The organism is Variovorax sp. 01T432, from assembly GCF_056398605.1.
In genome coordinates, this window is record NZ_JBFTPS010000061.1 from 1 (window position 1) to 22111 (window position 22111).

The following is a 22111-nucleotide window of genomic DNA, read 5'->3' on the forward strand; positions in this document are numbered from 1 at the left end:
GACGAGCGGTCGGCGCGGCTTCTGCGCCCAGTTTCCCGCACGCTCCGTCCCGATGGACAACAGCATGACCGGCACTTCGTCCTCGGCCAGACCGAACTCGCGATGCACCGCATCGGCGTCAAAACCAATCATCGGAGTCGAACCCAGGCCCAGCGAGCGGGCCGCATAGATCATTGCCGCCGCGCCGAAGGTGGCGGTGCGTACTGCCTCGTCGCGCCGGCGCTGTGGGTACGCCATGTACAGATCGCGTGCGGGGATCTCCCAATCCGCCACCATGGCGGCGGGCATGACGCCCAATTCGACCAGCGGCTCCAGGCGGTCCGGTATTACGCTGGTCTCGACCAACTGGCCGCAAACGATGAAGGTCACAGCTGCATCGGTGACGGCGGGTTGATTCCAGGCAATTGGACTCAGCCGGCCTTGGCTTCACGCGTGCGCACCGCGATGAAGCGCCAGTTCTGCAAGTGAAAGGATGTGGGCGCCGAGGTGCCGATTCGCACCAGCTCGCGGATTTGGTCATCGCTCAAGGTGGCGGCTGGGTCGTAGTACTTGGCGGCGCTGCGGCTCTAGATACATTCGATGACGGCATTAGTCCTGATTGTTCCGTTTGTCATGGTTACTTCTATAAAGGGATAGGTTGGATGCGAGAGTACTTTCGCGGTACATAGGTTTGTTGTCGTTCGATAAATGGCAGCTAAGCTGGCTTTACCACCCGTCAAACTGTGGCCTATGTAGTGGTGGTCGAAATACGGTGCGTAATTTGATCCTGGTGAAGAGCCCTGACTTTATGCGTAGCTAATGCTGATATCGAGACTGCAGATACTCAATAAGATGCCGTAAAGGATCAAAAAAGAGACGCGGGATGGAATTCACCCGATTCGGCGGACACACCGGGCTTTGTGCTGACGCATTCGAAGATCGTCAGGGCAACCGTACCCGAAAGAGCTCCGAGCAAGTGATCGCACTCGTGCGCGCTTAGTTGCTCGTGCGCGAGCGCGTCGGAATCGATTGATCGAAAGAGGGAACGCGGCGCGGCTAGAACCTCAACCAGGCCGCCCGTGGGTGAAGCCACTATTCGTCTTGGCGTGCCATGCGACGCCATTGGCCAGGCGTCATCCCCATCTTGTCGGTGAACGCGCGCCGGAACGCCGCCACGGATCGATATCCAACCGCGTCGGCCACAGCTTCGGTGGTCATCGCAGGCATTTTTAGCACGTTGGCGGCCAGGCTCATCCGGATATCGGTCAGTAGTTCAACGGCCGAACGCCCCAGCTTGTCCAGAAAGTGCCGCATGAAGGTGGCCCGAGACATGCCGCACAATTTGGCAAGCTCTGGCAGGTTCCAGGGGTGCGCCGGCTCAGCGAACATGGCTGAGATGGCTGGGGCCAATCGTGGATGCCCGGCAAGCGCCAACAACCCCGCCGGAGCGTGTTCGGATTCGCTCGCCGCGCGCAGTGCCAGTGTAAACAGCGCCGCCGTGAGCAAGTTGAGAATGGCGTATCCGCCGGGCTTATTCCCAGCGGACTCCAGGCGCATTAGCCCCACGAGATTGGCTAGGTAGTTCGGAGCAGAGCCAACGCTCTCTTCATTACAACAGTCCACGGCACGGACCATCAGAGTCGCCGGCAAATAATCGCGAATCAGCCGACCATGGGGCGCGCCAATGAAAAATCGCCCACACAACATGTCCAGACGCTCGCCCTGGCCTTCATTCACCATCAGCGTCATCCCCGCAGGACCTCGGCGATTGCATGTACGACTCGGCGCCTGTCCGCTCCCGTCGTGAAGCACATGGGCCGACCCGTGAGGCAGCAGCACGATATCTCCGCCCACCAGCGCCCTGGACGTCCCCGTCTCCGGATCCTCAATGATGGCCCGGCCTTGGAGTACAACGTGGTACGGAATCTCCCGGTCCGGAGACTGTTCCCAGGCCGCGCGCCATGGCGCACCGTAAGTGCAGCGAACTTCAAGCTGACCAGTAACAGTGATGATTTGCATGAGACGGCTCAGCCAGTCGACTTGGGACATAGAAGGTAGATCCGCACCCGCGAGTCAGGCAAATAGTTTTCGGTACTGGACAAAAGGCGACCGCTCAGCGACACGTTCGTAAAGCTGCATGGCGCTCAGGTTGGATTCGTGCGTCAGCCAGTGCACACGTGACATTCCGCGACACCTCGCGTCCGCATAGACATGTTCGATCAGCGCGCGGCCGACGCCGCGGCCGCGCGCATCGCCAGTCACGAACAGATCCTGGAGGTAACAGTAGTCACCCGTCGTCCAAGTAGATCGATGGTAGATCGAGTGCACCAACCCCAGTGCTCTATCGCCGACCATGGCGAGTGCCGCGTCCATTGGCTCAACTGGGTCCAAGAAGCGTGCCCAAGTCTTGAGCGTCACGGACTCAGGGATATCCACTTCATAAAATCTCTGATAGCCTTTCCAAATTGGAAGCCAGCGCACAAAATCGCCGCTGTTAATGGCTCTTATTTCGACTAATCGCATAAGTGTCTCTTGAACTTTGATTGGCATCACTAAAAGACGGCAGATGCCCAGACATCTCGCTTTAACGGTCGGCTGTTAATTTCGACGGCAGCGCGAATTCAGTATCAACGCAGGAGAGGCGATTTAAACGAAGTGGAGAACTTCGTTCGGAATCGTAAAGGCGCCTTCCGGCGCAAACTTTGCTATTCCGTCCTTGTCTGACTGCTGCGACGAACGAGGGTAATTGCAAGTAACTCGGCGCAGTGAAGCCGCCGATTTTCGACAGAGCATCTACTCCGGCTCTTGCTACGCGTCACCGCGGTCGGCTTCGCGGCAGTCCAACTCGACGCCAATGTAAATGGAGACCTGCTCCGGACCACTGTACGCCTCGAAGTCGCTTCGATAGCGACGCCTTATTTCAGGATGATCGTCGCAGTATTGCCGGATCGCCTCCCACACTGAGAGAACCATCTGTGGCATGGCTCCCCGTCCGGTGAAGGCGAGATAGTCGCCGCCTTCGATGCACACTGTTTTATTATCCGCAACTGCAACGCCTATCGTAATGTCAAAGGCGCCGTCGGCACCGATCTCATAGGCCGTATAGACACCATAGAGGTGCTTGTCGGCCAGCCGATGGGGCGTCTTTTCGTAAATGCGTTCTTCGAAGAAGCGGTTCCACAACGCAAAAATCCCCTCCGCCCGGTGGCCGATTTCGTCAAGACTGGAAGTTCGCGTGGTCAGTCCTGAGACGTTGAACGCACCTAGTCGTTGAAGTTGAGGTTGCATGATGACTTGCTTCGAATCAAATCTTACATTTCCTGATTCGGAGCGAATCGAATCGCAGCCTTCGAGGCGACCGCCTGACGGGAGGTCTGGCATAGTGGTCGCCCCCATGCCGACAATCATTTCATTCATAGATATCCTCTCGTGTTATCGGGCACGCGGATTTAAAGAAGACGTCTGGAAGACGACATCCGCTTTTCCGTGCCCAAGGACTAGGACCACGAGCATCCGGTCGTATTGAAAAGCACCGTTCCGGGGCGAAATGGGGCAGCAACATCCGGGCTCGTTTTTCGGCGGCTGATTAACGCGGTGTCGACGAGGCCCTTCACATCCCGATCAAGCTACTTTCCGCGACCGGCGTATCCACTCCTCCAGATTTATATGCCCCAGACGGGCCTCGCCCAATGGCACGAGCGACCTTTCCTCGAGTCGTCCGTCGAAATATCGCGCTTCGGGATCTATTACGACCGTTCGCGTGTCCCCAAGCGCTTTCAAATAGTCAGAGACGATTTGCTTGAACGTCGCTCGCTCCGGGCCGGCAATCTCGGCGATTCCATTGCTCGGCTTAGCGATGGCCACCTCGGCAACGATGGCGGCAACATCATCAGCGGCGATCGGCTGAAGCAGGCTCGGCGCAAGTCTGACGACGCTTCCATCCGTACTCGCCTCCACGATGCGGCCGAGGAATTCCAGGAACTGCGTCGAGCGGATGATTGTGTAGCGGATACCAGAGGCTTTGATCAGCTTCTCTTGAGCGACTTTTGCTCGAAAATACCCTTGATCAAGCACTCGGTCAGTCCCAACGACGGATAGCGCGACATGGTGCCTGATGCCGGCCGCGACCTCCGCCTCGAGAAGGTTGGTCCCGGAGGTCTCAAAGAACTCCAACACCGCCTCACGATCAAATGACGGCGGATCGGAGAGGTCGATCACCACCTCCGCGCCGGCGATGACTTCTTTGAGACCTTCTCCAGTGATCGTGTTGACGCCCCGTGTCGGCGACGCCGCGACAACCTCGTAGCCGCCCTCGCGCAGAATGGAAACGGTCTTTGAGCCGATTAGACCGGTGCCACCGATTACGACTATCTTCACGGCTTACTCCCCTTCGTTGGGGCCGCGATTTTCATCATCGATTCGACGCGTTTCGGCCACGGACCGTGGCACCTCATGACTATCTCCAAAGTGTGTTCTCCTCAGTCGGCTGCCGTCACTTCGAGCCCGCGCACTACGGCTGGACGCGCGAGGCCTCGATCAAGCCCCGTAGCACCGCCGCGGCCCACAAGCCGCTTCGCATGAGACATCCATAACCGTGTCCGGCGCTATAAGTCCACGTGGCTTAGATCAAACATGTTCGAGTGAACATGGGATGGTGTTCCGGTGGTGCGCATACGATTGTCGTGCGATCGATGGCATCAATGAAAGGACCAAGACTTTCCATTGCGTGTATACCAAGCAAAGCCTGATCTATGAACGACGGCGGAGCCTGTTCCGTTGGCATCACGACGTCAATCGATCGTGAATCCAACGGACTTCCCTCCGAGATGTCCGTCGGCCAGGCGTGTTGGGTCTCTCGCGGGCCCACTTTTCATGTTCAAGTCATACCTCGAACAGTCGCGGTCGGCGACGATTTCCTAGCGCAGACGAATTGACCGCGCGCCACATCGGCTCCATCGGGGGCGACCTCACATCGCAGGACAACACATCTCGTCGCTTGACCAGCCACGGTAAAGCAATGACCGCGAATCGCAAGTGGCGCGGGTAAGGGAGCCAAGAACGAAGCGCGGCCGTTTAGCTCGTTCAGACGTAGACGGCGGACCAAGTACCCGCAGAGCTACACCAATGCCCGGCGGCGGGCGGTCCGCCGGGGCGTTGCGAGTTTGCGAGACGAAGTCGAAGGCGAGAATTCGCGGCCAGGATCAAGCATCGGTCCCGCGTGATGAAGGACCTGTTCCGTCACCGCAAGATCGAAGAGCGCTGCATTGCGAGAATCGAGCCACCCGAAATCGCGCGAGTGCTTCAACGGCAAGTTCAGGCACAAGTGCCTGAACGAGCAATAGTTCGAGACGCTCAGCAGACCAGATCGGGCATCGCGCTCTGGCACCAGGACTACAATGAGGTTCGGCCCTCACAACGGTTGCCAGCGAATGCCAACGGCGAAGTTCGCCGAGATAGATTAATCCTGCAACCCCGGACTTCTTTGTTACAAATGCCCCTCCAGGAGGCGCAGGCCATCTCATCTGGCGAGCCGTGGAATCCGACTAGCGCAATTTTTCGCATCGCCGAGCGCCTGCTCGGTCTCGGTAATCCAGGGCCCGGCCGTCGAGGCCAAAGGCGGCGCCTCGCGGGCTGAACGCCGGCTTGCGCGTGCCCCACTATTGTCGCCGCCGGGATCCTGACAACACCTTAGTGCCGACGCCGCAGGTCGTGCACGGCGTGAGCCTTGAATTCCAGCCTGTCTTGAGCACGATCCCGACCTCCAACAACTGTGGAAGGCCCAGTTCACTGGCCCTTCCCCAGTCCTCAAGCACGAACCCGGACGACGGTCTTCCCCATACGCCGCTTGGTCGAGTTGAACACGGCGACGGCATCGTCGAGGGTCGAGACTGCGCCGATGTTTGTCCGCAGTCGTCCGTCCCGCACCCGCTGGACGATCCCAGTCAGTTGCGCACGATCGGACTCGACGACAAAGTCGATCGCCCGGCCGTCGCGGGGCCGCGCCTCAGACGGTCCAATGACGGACACCAGCGTTCCGCCGGCTCGAATCAGGCGCGGACCGTTTACCAATCTCGCCGCCGATGACGTCGAACACCAGATCGACGCCACCAACGTCTTCAAGCATATCGTTGTCGAGGTCGATAAACTCCTGCGCGCCGAAGTCGAGCGCGTTCTGGCGGTCGGCCGCGCGTCCGGTGCCGATGACGTGGGCGCCGGCCTCTCGCGCGAGCTGGGTCACCATCGAACCGACCGCGCCGGCCGCGCCGTGCGCGATAACACTGTGCCCCGCCCGAAGGCGGCCGTGTTCAAACAGTCCCTGCAACGCGGTGAGCCCCGAGATCGGCAAGCTCGCGCCCACTGTAAAGTCAACGTCGCCCGGCAGTGGTGCGAGGTTACGTGCCTCGATGGCCACGTACTCGGCCAGGGTGCCATCGCGATGCCAGTCCGCGAGGCCGAACACTCTCTGTCCTATCGACAATCCCGTTGTGCCGTAGCCGAGGGCGGTGACCACTCCAGCCAACTCGTGCCCGGGGATTGACGGTGTTCGGTCACGGTCGCGGCGATCGGTCCAGGTCGAAGGCCACTCCAGCTCGGTCGGGACGAATCCCGAAGCATGAATCTGAACGATGACGTCGTTTATCGCCGCCCGCGGCTCGGATAGTTCGGCCAACTTCATCCCCGCCGTTCCTGCTGCCTGGTCCGTTACAACTATTGCCTTCATGAGTAACCTCCTGAGTCGATCGTCTCTGGGATGGAAATGTTGTGACGACGAAAAAACCATCCTCGCGACGTCAATCAGATTGCCAGCGCCCTGAGGCGCCGCGCGTTCGCGTAGGGCTTTTCGCCAACTTCGCCAGCGACCGCAAAAAGCCGCTTCAACGGCCTGTACTCCCGCAATCTTTAGAGGCGTAACTGAGGAGGTCGCTTCATGCTCATAAGCTCGATCACCTCATCACGATGATCAGCGGATGAGACGGCGACGGTCAGCCATTTCCCATCGCGGTAGGTTCGGGTTTCATCATAGAGCTCAAGCAACCGCGGACTCCAGAAATAGCGGCGCTCCTCAAACCTCTCTCGTTCTGCTCCCCCCAAGACGACCAGAACCGAAAACAGCCTGTATGCCGGCACAAAGGTGCAGAGCGCCTTGCCCTTCGTGTACCGCAGAGACCAACCGCGATTCTTACCACCATGAAGCCAATCCGGCGCGAAAACACCGGGGTACGATTCGGCGATCCAGCTCCGCAGTTTGGCCCAATGCTCGAATGCCTCCCGTCCGAGCCAGTCGCGGACCATTCTCTCATCGGGCGGAGCTGATTTGTCAGTGATCCTGTCGCCGATATCGGGGGACTGTTCCATGTCGATTTCCTCACGCCTCAACTATGTCGCCGAGGGAATTGCTGGTACTCTCACTGCGAACCGATTCGTCTAAATGTGCGAATTGGCCGCATCCATACCCGCCCTACTCAGTGCAAAAAACGCGGGTTCGCACCCACGGACCTTCACGCTCAATCCCACCGCGGAATGCAGGATGCTGCGATACTTGTATTATATGTCGATTGGTCTATAAACATCCGCGTTGATAGTGGCACACAGATGAAAGCAATCATGAAAGCCGTACGCGATACGGTTGAAGGCACACTATCCGAACGTGTCAATGCGCTGCTGGGCGAAATTAGTGCTTGCCGCGTGTGTGAATCGTCTTTACCGCTGGGACCACGCCCGGTCGTTCGGATCAGCCCTTCGGCGCGCATCTTGATGGTCGGGCAGGCGCCAGGACTGAAGGTTCATGAGAGCGGCGTCCCTTGGAACGACGCCAGCGGAAGACGATTGCGTGAATGGCTGGCAGTGGACGAGGCAGCGTTCTACGACGTGGGCAAGTTCGCCATTGTTCCAATGGGCATGTGCTACCCGGGACGCGGCGGCGGTGGCGATCTGCCGCCGAGGCCGGAATGCGCTCCGCTGTGGCATGACAGAATCTTCTCGTTGATGCCCAATATCGAACTGACCATCCTGATCGGGCAATACGCGCATGCAAAGTTCCTGGGCGCACGCCGCGGTCCAACGCTCACCGACACGGTCGAGAACTGGGAGAAATATGCGCCAGCGTTCTTCGCGTTGCCACACCCTTCGCCGCGCAATCAGATCTGGTTGAAACGCAATCCCTGGTTCGAACAGAACGTCTTGCCTAGTCTCAAGGATCGTGTCGCCAGCGCCCTGGCGTGACCTCGTCGTCGACCGCGGGCACGAGCCCTGAGATCCATGGCAAGCGCGCGGGCAAGCTCGTCGGACTTCGCTGTAACGTCGCTGCCTTGGCGAACGCGATTCGCACTGCGCACGAGCGTGGTGTGCGGAAAGAGTCCTACGAGGACTTCAAGCTCGCCCGTCTGCGTGTCAGGGCGGCTCCGCTCCCGACCAAGGTTGCCGAGCGCCTGAACCACTTCGGAGCGCACGCCTCCACCGCCCGCACGACCGTGCCCGTGGTCCGCTCGCCGTCTTTGAAGATGAGGGCTCAGATTGTGTCCCGCGTCTTCAAGGCGAGCGCGGCTGCCGTGTCGACCAGCTTCTGCTGGTATCGGATCGCCTCGACGGCACCACGGGCGAAGTAGACGTCGAAACAGAAATCGCCGCTCTCGATCTTGTGTGTGTTGCTTACGAGCTGCTCGCGCGTCACGCCGAGGTCGGCAGCGACTGCAGCGTTCACGTCCACGTTGTAGAAATGGCCAGCGTCGATTGCACGCTCGGCCGCCGCCAACAGCAGCTGCTGGCGCGGGGTGGGCTTGAATTCGGGGGACTTGGAGGTCTCCTCATGGCATTTGCCGGGTGCTGGCAGTTCGTATCGCGTCACATGCGTTCCTGTTGATCAATTGCCGGCGCAAGCCATCGGCCTTGCCGGAGTATCAGTTGAGATGAAGATTTCCCCGCAAATGCTTTGCTCAGAAGTGCCTGGAGTCGAGACCTACCTGATCCCGCCGCGGATTGACCGGGTTGGATGCCGAGTCGTCGAGCGCAACCGAAGGTGCCTGCGCGCGGGTCAGGCCGTGGCGCTTAGCCCATGGGTCCAGCGCGCTGGAGATCCAGGCCTCACGAGCACTTGCCTCGTGCCGCACGGCCCGCGCCGCGCATTCCTCGAGCTCAAGGCCTGACTTGAAGGCTGCGAGCGCCGCATGTGAGCGCGGGTTTGACCGGCCTATGCCGGATTCCGCCAGGCGCTCGAACAACGCCTCGACCTCGGCTGGGGTCCTGGTGGTCGTCATTTGCGGGTCCTCGCTCAGCCGCGCGGCGAGACGCCGGCCTCTGCCTCCGCGCCCCGCTGTTCGGCCAGCTCGACTTCGACCCATTCCGCCGTCACGTCGGCGGCCAGGCCCGCCGGAGCCGTCGTGAAGAAAGCCGTCGCGTACTGCAACTCCCCCCAGCCGCCCTGCTCGCTCCAGTACGCCTCGTGGTCCGCCGATCGCGCCACCTTGGCCACGAACGGCCCGCCGACCAAGGTTGGCATGAGTTCGCTCGTCTGGTCGAGCCACTCGCCGAAGATGTCCACCAAGTCGCCGCCATTCACCTCGCGATCACCGGTATGCAGAGCCCGGCACATCCTGAACAGCCCCTTGAGCTTCTGGGCAGCAAGGTCGATGTTCGCCGCGGGCATGCTCGCCACCTCGGCCTTGTGCCCGCGCAACCAACGCCCGAGGTCGTCGACCAGGTCGGCGCCGCCGATTTCTCGATCTTCAAACTGGAAGTCGCTGAAGGTTTCGAACAAGTCGACGAGCAGCTTGGCAGCGCGATCGGCCGCGACCGTGTACCCCGTGTCTCGCGCCCATTGCTCTGCATCTGTGCGGCTCGGCCAATGCATCGGCGAGTCCACGCCGGTGTGTGTCATCAGCTGGCCGGTGCTGTAGCCGCTTTCGATTCGAAGGCAGAACCGGGGGGTCTGACCGTATGGCTTGCCAGGAACGGCTTTGACGTGGATTGGCATTTCTTTCTCCTGATGGTGGCGATTCACGCGGAGGGAGCTTCGGTTCCCGCGGCGTCGGGCTCTTCGACGTCTATCCCCGGCAGAGACAACAGCAGCTCCTGACCGCAGTCCTCGGCGACTGCCCTGAGCGCCTCAAGACTCTGAGGCAGCGTGAACACCTCGAGCAGCGCCTGGCGCGTGTTCTGTTCGCGATCGCTCCCAGCTGTGATACGCAAGGGGCCACAGATGCCCTCGACCACGTCATCTAATGTCTCGGTTGCGAGTTTCTGAACGAGGGCCAAGTCAGGAGCGCGTTCATAGTCCATATACCCGAAGTTGACCACCTCAGAGACCCATTCCTGTTCGTTGCCATGCCTGAGCCTGGTACCGGCAATTCCCTCGATCAGAAGCTCACGCTGGGCGGCATTGAGGAAGCGCACCTGGTCGGTACGGGTCTGGTCAAGCAAGATCTTGGCGCCGTCGTGCAGGTGTTGACGCGACGACTTGTCGGTGGGAGCCAGTTCCCCCATGGCGAGCAGCAGCGCGGCGCGCGCGTTGTCCGCCAGGATGTGCGAGGAAGCCACCATGTCGGAGGCAGTGTCGAGGAGCCGCCGACGCTCGAACTTCACATGGTCGAAGTGCTGGTGTTGGAACGCATCGACCTCCAGCGCCCAGTCAATCTGGCTGCGTCCGCCGTCATCAGCTGACCAGCCCGGGACATGGACATCTACCCACCCGACCATCACCTGAAGCGAGACCGTGGCCAGATCGGCGTCGACAATCCGCCGGCCCTGCAAGTCGGCGAACTCGGCATGAAACGATTGGCTCGCACCGTCGTTTGCTTCCTCGATATTGAAGCGCGCCGTCGCGACGCCGGCCTTGAGCAGTTTCAGGCGCAGCTCCAAACGCTGCTGGGCAAATTCTTCTTTTCTCACATTCATGTGTGTTCACCCTCCAGGGCGCTCCGTTTTGGTTTAAGGTTCGGCTTGGAGATCGGCGCTCGATACGTTCTCGAGGAGCAGGCGCACATTGATCAGCCTCGCGGGCGCTCCATCTCCAGGTCTGGATGAGCATCGACCGGAGTCTCGATGCGCGCATACCCGACCCCGAATTCCGACGCCAGTTCAGCATCGCGCTCGACGAGATACGCCTTCATCGCGACGTCTGCGCGGCCGAGTGCTTCTCGGTCACCGCTCTCGATACGCACAAGGCGCTCCGACCTGTCACAAGGTCTGGCGCTCAGCTCAAGCCCTTCGGCGAACGCGACGTCCTGAAGGCCGACAGTGACGTCCCCAATATGCGCCGCACCGTTCACACCGCTCAGGGGACTGCGGAAGACCAGCTCGAGGAACGGGAGCTCGTTCGGAAACAAGCCACGGAGTTCGAAGGGCAGTTCGCGGCGCGCCTGCTCCTGGACCGCCCGATCGTCATAGACCGTGACGGTTGCGCCGTGAATCTTGTTGCGCCGTTCGTGGGGGCGCTCCCCGTTGGCGCGATCGCACAGAATGACGGCGTCGACCATCGCCGCATGGCGGACATCGACCGCGCCGGTGCCGACCGGCAGTCGCTTGGCGCCGACGCATTCACCCTCATACCAGAGCCAGTAGGTCACGATTTCATGGCCACGTTGAGCAGCAGGCACGTAGTCCGGCACATCGCGAGAGCCTGCCGAGGCTGTGACGCCTGTCGGCGCCGCAAGGTCGCTCGCGGAACCTGCCGATGGGACGAGCTCTCGGTCCGCGGAAGCGCCTATCCGCTGCGCTCTCTTTCGGAATTCGTAGATCGCCAGGCGTAGTCGTCGCATGAACTCGCCGACGGTCTCATTCGCGTCCTGGAGCGTCGCATCGTCGACGTCCTCCCCCTCATCGGCCCTCAAGACGAGTGCATCGCGTTCATTCATCGCTCCCATCAACTCCTCGGCGTCCTTCGCCAGGTACTGGGCGAACTCCACCGCCTTCTTGAGGCTCGCGACCTGGTCAAGCGGCTCAGCCACGCTCGCTCTCCATGGCACCAGGCTCCTCAGCGAACATCTCGGCGATGGCTGCATGGAACGGGTTGGGCATTCCGCGGCGCGAAAGCTCCGCGCTGAGGCTTCCCAAAAGCCCGTGTTCGGGGCTCTGAGGATCGAACGTGCCTCGTAGGGCGACATCGGCCACGCGCGGCCTCGAAAAATCCTCCAGGACGGCCTGTTCCATGAGGCGAGAGCGCGCATCTCGCCCCACCGCCGCGATCTCCTGGAACGAGAGGTCCGAGGCGAGGGCGATCACATCAAGATCGCTCGAGTACCGGTAGCCGTCGAACCCATCACGGATGATGTCCGTCCAGTCATCCACCCGCTTGCGATCCATCGCAATCGCGTCGAGCAGGGCTTCGCGCACTCGCCTCGACAGGAGCCGCGGGCTATCCGCTTTCCCGTCTTTCAGCAGAACGACGATCTTCGTCTGCAGGTGCGTGTATCGAGGCGTCCCGCGTTCCGGCGCCGAAGGGCCCAGCGCTTCGAGCATGGCGCGCAGTACCCGATCGCGGGCCACGTTGAAGTCGTTGCTCATATTGATCCGCACTTCCTTCTCAGGCCTGCATGCGAGGACGATCACCGTCGAACTCGGACTCCGCATCGGCGTGTGCCGTCGGGAGTGCCCGGTGGTACTCCTCGACCCACAGGTGATGCCGGGCGAAGTCATCGGTATCGTTCAGTAGTTGCCCCGACTCCGACACGAACAGGGTCTCGCCAGCCGGCCGCGCTTCGGCCCATTGGAGGAAGAGGCGCAAGGACACGCGGCCCGAATCCATTAGCCACCGATCCGCGTTGTAGCCACGAAGTTGCACCGCCTGCCCGAACTCGAGCAACTCCAGTGATGGCTCGCTGAAGTGTTGTGATGGCAGCTTGCCGGGCGCCGCGCCACCGGCGCGCACCGGCAGGCCGGCGCCTCCTAGTTCCACACTGGCTCCGGCACGGAGTTGCTCCAGCGCCGACGTATTCAGTGTGAGCTCCGCCCAACCGGGCATCGCCGTGCCCAGCGCCGACCGCAGTTCCATCACGACGCGCCGCTCCGCCTGCCAAGCCTCAATGCTTTCTGGGAGCGCATGGCGGTCGAGGGCCTGAGACGCGTCGAGCCACCGCGAAGGGCGGATGTCGAGATCGACCCCTTCCATCCGGACGGACTGGGTAAGCACGTCGCGATCAAGATCCCAGTCGATCGTCGACACCCATGCAGGGACCACGGCCTGGGGCGGCATGGCTTGGAGCAATTCGTCGTCCAGCCGACCCGCGAGGAGCTTCAACTCGGACGGATCGACCTCAGCCGCCCGCCAGTCGAACTCCTCCAGATCTTCATCGAACACCTTCAAGGACGTGATGCGAGGCTCCGAATTGCCGCCGTCGCGCGTAACCTCGATGAGAACGCGATGGACGCCGTCGTCGCGCAGCAGGCAGCCCCGCAGCCGTGCGACTTCGACGAAGTCTTCCCCCTGCTGCAAGACGTCGAGCGTCTCGGCGGCGGCCATAAGCCCGTCCCGCTGCTCCTTCGACATGAGCGACCAGGCTGACCGCAACACGTCCTGGAGATCGCCCACTTCATGGTCAGGCTCGGAGTTCGCCCCGTGCTGCTCGGCGGCCAGAAGGACGCGCTCGATGCGCGGGTCGAAGGCTTCGGTATTTGGGTTGGTCATGGTTCAGGCTGCGATTGCGGGTTCGTCTATGGTCTTCGCGGCCAAAACCTGCCGCGTTTTGCCGCATTATGGCTATGCTACGAACAAATCGACTGTTTGTTTTTTGGAGCCTTCACCATGGCGATGACGTCAGCAAGCGTGCCCCTCGATGCGGAACAGATTGCGCAGGCCCGCCCTCCCGCCCCAGCGCCGGCACCCGCGCCTGCCGTATTGCGTTTCGCATTTCGCCGCGCCGGGCCGCCTGCAGCCCCACCGTCCGCGCCCGGGCGTGCGCCCGCCTCGATCCTCCGGCTGACGCCTGCGCGGCCGCACGCACCCAACCCAGCACCCATTGCCGCCGCGCAGGCCTCGACCGCGACGGCTCGACCTCTCTCGTTCGGCCGCCCTGCCGCTGCGGTGGCGACTTCTGCCACCCCGGCCATCGCCTTGGGCGCCGCCCCGGAGCCAGGCCCGGGCCCGGCTGCAGCCCCAACTGCGGCCCCTGAAGCGGCCCCGGCCCCAAGCCCTGCGGCCGCGCCCGCACAAGCCGCTTTCGGCTTCGGATTCAAAGCGGCGGCCGCCGGCGCCGAGGCCCCTCCCCTGCCGCTCGGCTTTGGCGGGGTGAACAAGCCCGCACCGGACGAGACACATGTCGGGATAGTGAAGAGCATCGCGATTTACGGCGACTGGGCCATGGGCTACATGGACACCCAGGAGCGCGAATCGTTGAAGATCACCGGCGCGGCCGTCGCCCACCTCAAGGAAGGCCTCGAGTACGCACTCACCGGCCGGATGAAGGTCCATCCAAGCCACGGTCTGCAGCTCGACGTGGTGAGTTTCGAGCCCCACATCAAGCCGGACGTGCCGTCCATGGCGCGCTTCATTGCTGCGAACTTCACGAACATCGGCAAGAAGCTCGCCGAGAAGTACATCACCCAGGTGAAAGATGCGGGAGGTGACGAAGGCCTCGAGGCGCTGCGCCTGAAGCTGGTCAACGAACCGTGGACGGTCACCTTCGAATCGGTCTCCAACAGGAAGACCACCTTCGGCGACAAGAACGCTCCTGCCGAAGACGCGGAAGGCGGCCGGCCGCTCGGCGACTCGCCGGAGATCCCCTACATCGAGAGAATGCTCGCCACCAAGTTCGGCGCGCTGCGCGAACTCAAGGCGGCATCGCTCAAGCTGCTCGCCATGACCCTGTTCGCCCAGGCGAAGAAGCTCGACGACAAGGATCGCCCGATCACAGAGGTGGCCGCCGCGCTTCTGGCGAAGGATCCTTACAGCCCCATGCGGACGATTCCCGGTTACGGGTTCCAGAGCGCCGACGCGATCGGCAAGGCGCTCAACATCCCCCGTGACGCGGCCGTGCGCCTGACCGCCCTCGCCTCCTACCTGGTCACGGAGGAGTGCGACTCGGCCGGCCACGTGTACGTCGGAGAACCACAGCTGCGCAACCGCCTCGCCAAGACCGAGCCGATGATCTCCCTGGAGACGCTGATCGAGTATGCGACGGACAGCGGCGACCTGCGGATCGAGGAAGACGAGCGGGGCCACCGTCGCATCTATCCCGCCAAGCTGTACGAAGCCGAGGTTCGCCTGGCCGAGGATCTGCACGCAATGCTGGTGTCGGGCAAGCCCCTCCTCCAGAAGCGCACCTACGACCAGTTCCGGGCCAAGGCGCTCGAGGTGAGCCAACGCCTGCTTGGGTACGAGCTGGACGAGGACCAGATGAAGTCCCTCTACGGCATCGCGACCAGCGAGTCTCGGCTTCACGTCGTGACTGCCGGCCCCGGCTGCGGCAAGACGGCCATCATGGAGGTGTTCAGCGCCATGATGTCGCACAAGGACTGGGCGTTCGCGGCGCCAACGGGCAAGGCGTCCAAGGTGTTGTCCGCGCGCGTCGAGCGCAATGGCTACTCGGCCTCCACGATGCACTCGCTCTTGAAGGGAAGTCCAGAAGGCGGCTTCGCCGTGAATCGCAACGATCGCCTTGCCTGCCAGATCCTCGTGGTGGACGAGGGCACGATGCCGACCTTGGCGCTCTTCGAAGCGGCCACCGGGGCGCTACCCGACGATGCACACCTGATCATCCTGGGCGACCCCGGCGTGGACGGCTTCGCAGGCCAGCTTCCATCCATCGGCGCGGGCCGCGTGCTGAGCGACGTCCTTCGCCTGCCCGGGGTCGACCATCACCACCTGACCGCAACGAAGCGCAACTCGGGCGCGATTCTGGAGACCGTGAACCAGATTCGCCAGTACTCGCTCGACTGCAAGGATGGAGAGGGCGTCACCTTCTCGCATGGGCTGCCGTCGGCCGAGAGCTACTTCGAGACCGTCGCCGGCAAGTACATCGAGCGCGTCCAGGCCAACGGAATCGAGAACGTCGTGCTGCTCATGTCTCGCCGCAACGGATCGGCCGAGGAGCCGTCCTGGTGCACCGACTATGCGAACGCTCGGCTGCGCGATCTGATCAACCCGCACGCGATCAAGATCCCCGGCACGGCGTCCCTGCACGTCAACGACCGGATCGTGATTCGCGACAATATGACACTCGGCCAGGACGAAGAGGGGATGGACGTGCGCGTCGTGAACGGCGATACCGGAACGATCACCCGCTTCCAGCCCCACAGCGATCCGAAGCACCGCGGCGCCCAATACCTGGTGATCAAGCTCGACGACGGGCGGTTCATTCAGTTCCCTGGCGATGCCACCAAGGATCTGCAACACAGCTATGCGGCGACGGTGCATATGAGCCAGGGCAGCGAATACAAGGACGTGATGCTGGTCATGACACCGGGCCAGGCCTCTTTCATGAACGCCAACATGTTCCTCACCGGTGCCAGCCGCGCGCGCGAAGGCCTATGGATCTATGGCGAGGACGCCGATCTGCGCAGGATTGCCGCCACAAAGCTGCCGGCGCGGAACACGACGCTCGTGGAGCGGGTAGCCGAAAAGGTGGCGGAGACGCTACGCAACCTGGAGATGGCGGGCGCCGACGACGACCGCCCACGAGGCTGAAGCGCCATGGAAGCCTGCGCGCTGATAGATCGCGAAACTGGCGCGAGCGTCACGCTCGCGCGATTCGCCACCTTCAACCTGCCGTTCGCTCAAGGCGGGGCTCCTGAGAGCCGGTCGGCCTACGACGACCTTATCGGGCCCAACATCGCTGCCGTCATGGCGCGGGTGGGCTGGCACTACGAAGGATCCATGACGCGCGTCGACGCCTTCCTCTCTGCCACCGGCACGAGCGGCTCCAAAGCATCTCGCGTCGTCGCGAGTGGCTGGGCCGGTCCCATTCGGACCAAGGACGGGTCGTTGGGTATCAATGCCAGTTACGGCGTCGGCGCCAACCACCGAGGCGCTGGCCTCGGCCGCTTGCTTGCCTACTGTGCCGTTGCGGAATGCCTGGCGCAACAAGCATTCGCCGGAGAAGCCATTCCGACTTTCGTCAACATCCAGGCCCGCGCGTCGAATGGTGCGTCGCTGGCGGTCGCGCGGTCTCTCGGCGTGCCGGACTGCGAAGACGCAGCGTTCGTTGTTCCGGAAAATGGGTTGCGGATCGACTACATGGGTTTTCGCGAGCCAATTCAGGACTTTCTCGCCCGGGGCCTCGCGCGCGTAAAGGCGCGCCTGCCCGATTACGAGCCCGGCTCGTTTACCGCCGCCCGCATGCGGCTCACATCGGACCTCAGCGCCGGCCTCGATCTCCTCGGGTGGCTGACGAATGACATATCCGAGCGCCCGGAGACGGGTACCGATCCGGAAAATCGACTATCCGGGGGCTGACCTATCGTGGTCAGGTCCGTATCAGTAGACTGATACGATCAAAGCCCAGATCACCGACATGCACACCACCTTCGATCACCTTTCGCCTCTGAACCAGCAGATTTCGGCGCGCATGGGTGAGATCGCCGCGGCATCCACATCTCCCGAGGGAGACTCAGACGGCTCGGCCGTTCTCAGGCGCCAACATTCCCTCCTCGCCGACCTGAAGGCGGCGGTCGAGCAAGGCGTCACCGTGCTCGATTTCGCCTATGAGGGCGAGTTCGATCCCGTCGAGGCATCGACCCACCCCCATGGCGAATCCGCGTTCGAGAAGGCGCGGGCGCTGCATGAGATCGCGCTGGCCGGCATCGAGCCGTTGATCGCCGCCGCGCGCGCGGCTGGCATCACGACCTACGCGCCCGAGCTCGACCTGGCGGACCAGACGCCCGACGACAGCCAGGCTCCGGGAGAGCGTCTTGCCTGACCTGAATGACGTCGCGAACGCCTTCGCCAGGATTCGCTCTCGCCGCCCCGGTCCACGCATCGGCACCCTGTGCGGCATGCCGATTTACGACTTCATCGAGAGCCAGGATGGCTCGCGCTGGGCGTTCGATGGAAAGTTGTTCGAAGGCCGCGTGCGCGCCGCCACAGACATCGTTCATCACCAGGCCGTATATGCGCAGGTGGTGGCCTGAGGTGGCGACGTGCTGAGCCACGACGCGCCCGAGCGCCAAAATCCCGGCGGCCCGACCGGTGGCGGCGGCAGCCGCAACATCGACGGCTCGGTCATCGACCAGATCAAGCAGCGGGTCGACATCATCGAGGTGGTTGGCCGCCACGTTGAATTAAAGCGTGCCGGTGGCGCGCTCTTCAAAGGCCTGTGCCCTTTCCACACCGAGCGCTCGCCCTCGTTCACCGTCACGCCGAGCCGCCAGAGCTATCACTGCTTCGGCTGCGGCGCCCACGGTGATGCCGTCCAGTTCCTGATGGAGATGGAGGGCCTGTCCTTCCGCGAGACCATCGAGGATATGGCCCAGGCGGCAGGCGTCGCGATGCCTGCGCCGGACCCGCACGCTCCGGTGGTCCGCCGCCCGGCTCCGGACGTGAAGAAGGCCATGCACCTGGCCATGGACATCGCGGCGAATCGGTACGCCGGGGAACTCGCCGGCGCGCTCGAGCTGATCCGAGCTCGACCTGACGCCGCCGGCTTCCAGGCCGACAGCGCGCGCTATGTCCATGCGAAGCGCGGCATTCACCAGACCACCATCGACCGCTTCCGTATCGGTCTGGCGCCGGAAGGCTGGGACACGCTCAAACGCCTGGCTTGGCCGCGCGAAGCGTTCGCACCAGGCGACCAGGACGCAGCCAGGACGCTCGCCGCGGTGGATCTGATTCGACCCCGCGAGCAACGCGATGCCGATGCGTCAGCCTCCGCGGCGGCGGCACCGTCAGCCCCAACGGCTCGCAAGCCCTTGGGCTTCCCCGGTCGCGCCGGGCAGGTGAGCGCAGCACCGGCAGCGCCCGCCGAGCCCACGTCCTACTACGACACGTTCCGTGCACGCCTGATCTTCCCGGTACGGGACACGGCGGGGAAGATCGTTGCCTTTGGCGGACGCAGGCTCGTCGAGGAGAGCTCGGCCGCCAAGTACCTGAACAGCGCTGAGACGCCGATCTTCCACAAGAGTCACGCTCTGTACGGCCTGTTCGAAGCTCGCGAGGCGATCCGGAAGGCGAAACGCGCGTACGTGGTCGAGGGCTACATGGACGTCGTCATGCTCGCGCAGTACGGCGTGGAGAACGCCGTGGCCTCCATGGGCACGGCCATGACCGAGAGCCAGCTGCAGACGCTGCTGCGATTCACCGACTGTGTGATCTTCGTGTTCGACGGCGACGCCGCCGGCCAGAAGGCCGCACGCAAGGCAGCCGAGACGATCCTGCCGCTGGTGCGCGCCAACCACGACATCCGCATCCTGACGCTTCCCGATGGCCAGGACCCCGACGATTTTGTGCGCACGCAAGGCCGCGAGGCCTTCGACGAGCTGGTCGATAGCTCCGCCAAGTCGCTCTCGTTCTTCCTGCGAGACGAGCTCCTGGAGGAATGCGGGGGCGCGAAGTCGCCCGAGCAGCGCGCCCGCTTCCAGCAGCGATTCCAGCAGATCCTCAAGCTCATGAGCGCCGACCAGACGCTGGCCAAGGAATACTGGAAGATGTTCCAGCAGGTGCTGAACGGGGGCGAGCCGCGGGCTGCACAACCTGGCACACAGGGTGGAGCACTTGGCGGCTTCCGCCGGCCCGCCTTCACGACGCCCGTGCGCACGCCGGTGATCAGCGCCGCGGAAAGCTCGATCGTGGCCAAGCTCCGCGACGCCGCTCGCCTGGCACCCGACGTCGCGCTCCAGGTCCGCGAGGGCATCATTGAGCTGCTGGACCTGGAAGACCCGGCCGAGCTGCGCCTGCAAAAGGATCTGGACGCCCTGGATGGCGCCACCCCGGCCCAGCGGGCAGCCGAAGGCACCACCGAATGGCTCATCGCGCGCGACGCCCTCCTCTCGCATGCGGATCTCTTCGAGGGGCACCGAAAGCAGCAGGTGCGCGCCGAGCTCAAGGCGCAGCGCGCGAGCGGGGAGATCTCCACCGGCGACTACATTCGTGAGCTTCGCGAATTGGGGTGACACTGCATTCGTGCGAACACACCAGGAAATCGACGCGCGAAGCTTGGCGATGCACGCCGTCGCGGCGTCCTTCTAGAATGCCCTCGTGAGCGACCTTCCCACTTCCATCGCCCCGGCCGCGCGCCGACCGATCCGCGAGCTTCCCGATGAGCTGATCAGCCAGATCGCCGCCGGCGAGGTGGTCGAGAGGCCCGCATCGGTGGTGCGTGAACTACTGGACAACGCCCTCGACGCCGGGGCTCGCCAGATCACCGTGCGCCTGTCTGCCGGCGGCGTGCGGCTGATCTCGGTTGAGGACGACGGCCTGGGCCTGCCGCGGGAGGAGCTCCCACTCGCGCTGCGCCGCCATGCCACCAGCAAGATCGGGAGCCTCAAAGACCTCGAGACGGTGGGCACGATGGGTTTTCGCGGCGAGGCACTGGCGGCCATCAACGCCATTGCCGAACTCAGTATCCTGTCGCGATTCGCTGGCGCCGATAGCGCCTTCTCGCTCGACGGCCAAACCGGCGAACTGCGGCCAGTCGCGCGCGCCGCGGGCACCACGGTGGAAGTGCGGGAGCTCTTCTTCGCTACGCCGGCGCGCCGCAAGTTCCTGAAGGCCGACGCCACCGAACTGGCGCACTGCATCGAAGCGGTGCGCAGTCATGCGCTCGCAAGGCCGGAGGTCGGCTTCTCAGTCTGGCACGACGGCAAGCTCGTCGAGCAATGGCGCGCCGCCGCCTCCCGCGACCAGCGTCTGGTCGATGCACTCGGACAGGACTTCGTCGCTCAGAGCGTCGCCGTCGACCGCGATGCAGGCCAGGTTCGGGTCACCGGCCGCGCGGGCATCCCCGATGCGGCCCGTTCGCGCAGCGACCAGCAGTTCTTCTACGTCAACGGCCGCTTCGTGCGCGACAAGGTGCTGGCCCATGCAGTGCGTAGCGCATATGAAGACGTGCTGCACGGTCAACGGCAGCCGATCTACGCGCTGTACCTGGAGATCGATCCCGCGCGGGTGGACGTCAACGTGCATCCGACCAAGATCGAGGTGCGGTTCCGCGACGGACGCGAGGTACACCAGGCGGTGCGCCACGCAATAGAGGACGCGCTGGCCGTGCCGCGCGCTGGCGATGCGGCCGCCGGGCCAGCTGAGACCTTCTTCAAGCCTCGTTCCCTACCGCCCAGCGCATCCTGGACCCAGCCCGGCATGCGCTTCGCACCCGAGCCCCGCGGCCTAGGCGATGCCGCCGCGATGTGGCCGACCCAGGCACGGGAAACGCCGCCGGTCACACGCGCTTCAACGGACTCTGCATCGGTGCCGGCGGCCGAATCCGCTCCCGCACCCGCCGCCTTCGCGCCCACGCCGGCCGAATCCGCGTCCGGCGCCACGCATCGCAGCGCCGATGCATGGCCCCTCGGCCGCGCCCTGGCCCAGTTGCAGGGCATCTATATCCTGGCCGAGAACAGCCAGGGCCTTGTAATCGTCGACATGCACGCTGCGCACGAGCGCATCGTCTACGAGCGCCTCAAGACGCAGCTGGACGGGGCAGCCATCTCCAGCCAGCCCTTGCTGATCCCCGCCACTTTCGCCGCTACGCCGCAGGAAGTAGCTACCGCGGAGGCCTGCGTCGCCGCGCTGACCGCGCTGGGATTGGAGATCTCGCCCCTCTCGCCGCGAACGCTCGCGGTGCGCGCCGTTCCCGGCACGCTGGCTGACGGCGACCCGGTCGAACTCGCGCGCAGCGTGCTGGCCGAGCTGGCCAACCACGACGCCAGCACCGCAGTGCAGCGGGCGCAGAACGAACTGCTATCGACCATGGCCTGCCACGGGGCGGTGCGGGCCAACCGCACGCTGACCCTCGACGAGATGAACGCCCTGTTGCGCCAGATGGAGGCCACCGAGCGCTCTGACCAGTGCAACCATGGCCGTCCGACCTGGCGCCAAGTATCGATGCGGGAACTGGACGCCCTCTTCATGCGAGGCCGTTGAGCGAGCCCGCTGAAGCTCCAGCGATCGACGCACTGGGAGGCTCACGAGCCCCGCCACCCTTGCCGCGAGGCCGCATCGAATGGTTCTGAATGAAGTCAAGCGATCGCCCAGCGACGCCGCCGGTTGAAA

20 protein-coding genes and 1 pseudogene are annotated in these 22111 nt (G+C 63.4%); 7 read left to right on the top strand and 14 right to left on the bottom strand.

What is annotated here, in order from left to right; translation table 11 throughout:
- The 7 genes and pseudogenes from AC1DNF_RS30305 to AC1DNF_RS30335 all read right to left on the bottom strand — a co-directional run.
- Positions 1-614: pseudogene (locus AC1DNF_RS30305) on the bottom strand (nitroreductase family protein); the annotation flags it as partial.
- Positions 615-1071: 457 nt separating this feature from the next.
- The gene (locus AC1DNF_RS30310) at positions 1072-2028 is read right to left on the bottom strand and encodes a cupin domain-containing protein (RefSeq protein ID WP_478152365.1); all 957 of its coding nucleotides are present in this window, start codon (positions 2026-2028) and stop codon (positions 1072-1074) included.
- A 24-nt stretch (positions 2029-2052) separates the two neighbouring features.
- Entirely contained in the window at positions 2053-2502 is a 450-nt protein-coding gene (locus AC1DNF_RS30315) for a GNAT family N-acetyltransferase (protein WP_478152366.1), read from the bottom strand.
- A 285-nt stretch (positions 2503-2787) separates the two neighbouring features.
- Complete coding sequence (locus AC1DNF_RS30320) at positions 2788-3396, bottom strand: GyrI-like domain-containing protein (protein WP_478152367.1); 609 nt, start codon at positions 3394-3396, stop codon at positions 2788-2790.
- Between the two features lie 204 nt (positions 3397-3600).
- Positions 3601-4356 carry an SDR family oxidoreductase gene (locus AC1DNF_RS30325; RefSeq protein ID WP_478152368.1) on the bottom strand — a complete coding sequence of 252 codons (756 nt, stop codon included), beginning with the start codon at positions 4354-4356 and terminating at the stop codon, positions 3601-3603.
- A gap of 1627 nt (positions 4357-5983) precedes the next feature.
- Positions 5984-6655: an NADP-dependent oxidoreductase gene (locus tag AC1DNF_RS30330; RefSeq protein WP_478152369.1), complete on the bottom strand. Its 672-nt coding sequence runs from the start codon at positions 6653-6655 to the stop codon at positions 5984-5986.
- Positions 6656-6879: 224 nt separating this feature from the next.
- A complete protein-coding gene (locus tag AC1DNF_RS30335) occupies positions 6880-7335 on the bottom strand; it encodes a DUF3788 domain-containing protein (protein WP_478152370.1) in 456 nt (151 codons plus the stop codon).
- A gap of 249 nt (positions 7336-7584) precedes the next feature.
- Here AC1DNF_RS30335 and AC1DNF_RS30340 point away from each other — a divergent pair, with 249 nt between their 5' ends.
- Positions 7585-8202 carry a uracil-DNA glycosylase family protein gene (locus AC1DNF_RS30340; RefSeq protein ID WP_478152371.1) on the top strand — a complete coding sequence of 206 codons (618 nt, stop codon included), beginning with the start codon at positions 7585-7587 and terminating at the stop codon, positions 8200-8202.
- Between the two features lie 286 nt (positions 8203-8488).
- Here AC1DNF_RS30340 and AC1DNF_RS30345 read toward each other — a convergent pair whose 3' ends face one another.
- The 7 genes from AC1DNF_RS30345 to AC1DNF_RS30375 form a co-directional block, all read right to left on the bottom strand.
- On the bottom strand, positions 8489-8824 hold the full coding sequence (locus tag AC1DNF_RS30345; protein ID WP_478152372.1) for a hypothetical protein: 336 nt from the start codon (positions 8822-8824) through the stop codon (positions 8489-8491).
- An 88-nt stretch (positions 8825-8912) separates the two neighbouring features.
- Positions 8913-9233 carry a hypothetical protein gene (locus AC1DNF_RS30350; RefSeq protein WP_478152373.1) on the bottom strand — a complete coding sequence of 107 codons (321 nt, stop codon included), beginning with the start codon at positions 9231-9233 and terminating at the stop codon, positions 8913-8915.
- A 14-nt stretch (positions 9234-9247) separates the two neighbouring features.
- The gene (locus AC1DNF_RS30355; RefSeq protein ID WP_478152374.1) at positions 9248-9949 is read right to left on the bottom strand and encodes a hypothetical protein; all 702 of its coding nucleotides are present in this window, start codon (positions 9947-9949) and stop codon (positions 9248-9250) included.
- Positions 9950-9972: 23 nt separating this feature from the next.
- Positions 9973-10869, bottom strand: coding sequence for a hypothetical protein (locus AC1DNF_RS30360; RefSeq protein ID WP_478152375.1), 897 nt, complete (start codon positions 10867-10869; stop codon positions 9973-9975).
- Between the two features lie 92 nt (positions 10870-10961).
- A complete protein-coding gene (locus AC1DNF_RS30365; RefSeq protein ID WP_478152376.1) occupies positions 10962-11921 on the bottom strand; it encodes a hypothetical protein in 960 nt (319 codons plus the stop codon).
- The gene (locus AC1DNF_RS30370; RefSeq protein WP_478152377.1) at positions 11914-12477 is read right to left on the bottom strand and encodes a hypothetical protein; all 564 of its coding nucleotides are present in this window, start codon (positions 12475-12477) and stop codon (positions 11914-11916) included. Before AC1DNF_RS30370 ends, AC1DNF_RS30365 begins: the two co-directional genes overlap by 8 nt.
- A 19-nt stretch (positions 12478-12496) precedes the next feature.
- Positions 12497-13597 (bottom strand): hypothetical protein, encoded by a 1101-nt coding sequence (locus tag AC1DNF_RS30375; protein ID WP_478152378.1) that lies wholly within the window; start codon positions 13595-13597, stop codon positions 12497-12499.
- On the opposite strand from AC1DNF_RS30375, the gene AC1DNF_RS30380 reads away from it, so the two are divergent.
- The 6 genes from AC1DNF_RS30380 to mutL all read left to right on the top strand — a co-directional run bounded on the left by AC1DNF_RS30380 (position 13529) and on the right by mutL (position 21982).
- Entirely contained in the window at positions 13529-16594 is a 3066-nt protein-coding gene (locus AC1DNF_RS30380) for an AAA family ATPase (RefSeq protein ID WP_478152379.1), read from the top strand. The two genes, AC1DNF_RS30375 and AC1DNF_RS30380, sit on opposite strands and share 69 nt — an antisense overlap.
- A 6-nt stretch (positions 16595-16600) precedes the next feature.
- Positions 16601-17362, top strand: coding sequence for a hypothetical protein (locus AC1DNF_RS30385; protein ID WP_478152380.1), 762 nt, complete (start codon positions 16601-16603; stop codon positions 17360-17362).
- A gap of 58 nt (positions 17363-17420) precedes the next feature.
- Positions 17421-17825 (top strand): hypothetical protein, encoded by a 405-nt coding sequence (locus tag AC1DNF_RS30390; protein ID WP_478152381.1) that lies wholly within the window; start codon positions 17421-17423, stop codon positions 17823-17825.
- Positions 17818-18036, top strand: coding sequence for a hypothetical protein (locus AC1DNF_RS30395; RefSeq protein ID WP_478152382.1), 219 nt, complete (start codon positions 17818-17820; stop codon positions 18034-18036). The genes AC1DNF_RS30390 and AC1DNF_RS30395 overlap by 8 nt, the downstream gene beginning before the upstream one ends.
- Before the next feature lie 9 nt (positions 18037-18045).
- The gene (locus tag AC1DNF_RS30400) at positions 18046-20013 is read left to right on the top strand and encodes a DNA primase (protein WP_478152383.1); all 1968 of its coding nucleotides are present in this window, start codon (positions 18046-18048) and stop codon (positions 20011-20013) included.
- An 85-nt stretch (positions 20014-20098) separates the two neighbouring features.
- A complete protein-coding gene (gene mutL / locus AC1DNF_RS30405; RefSeq protein WP_478152384.1) occupies positions 20099-21982 on the top strand; it encodes a DNA mismatch repair endonuclease MutL in 1884 nt (627 codons plus the stop codon).
- The last annotated feature ends 129 nt before the right edge of the window (positions 21983-22111 follow it).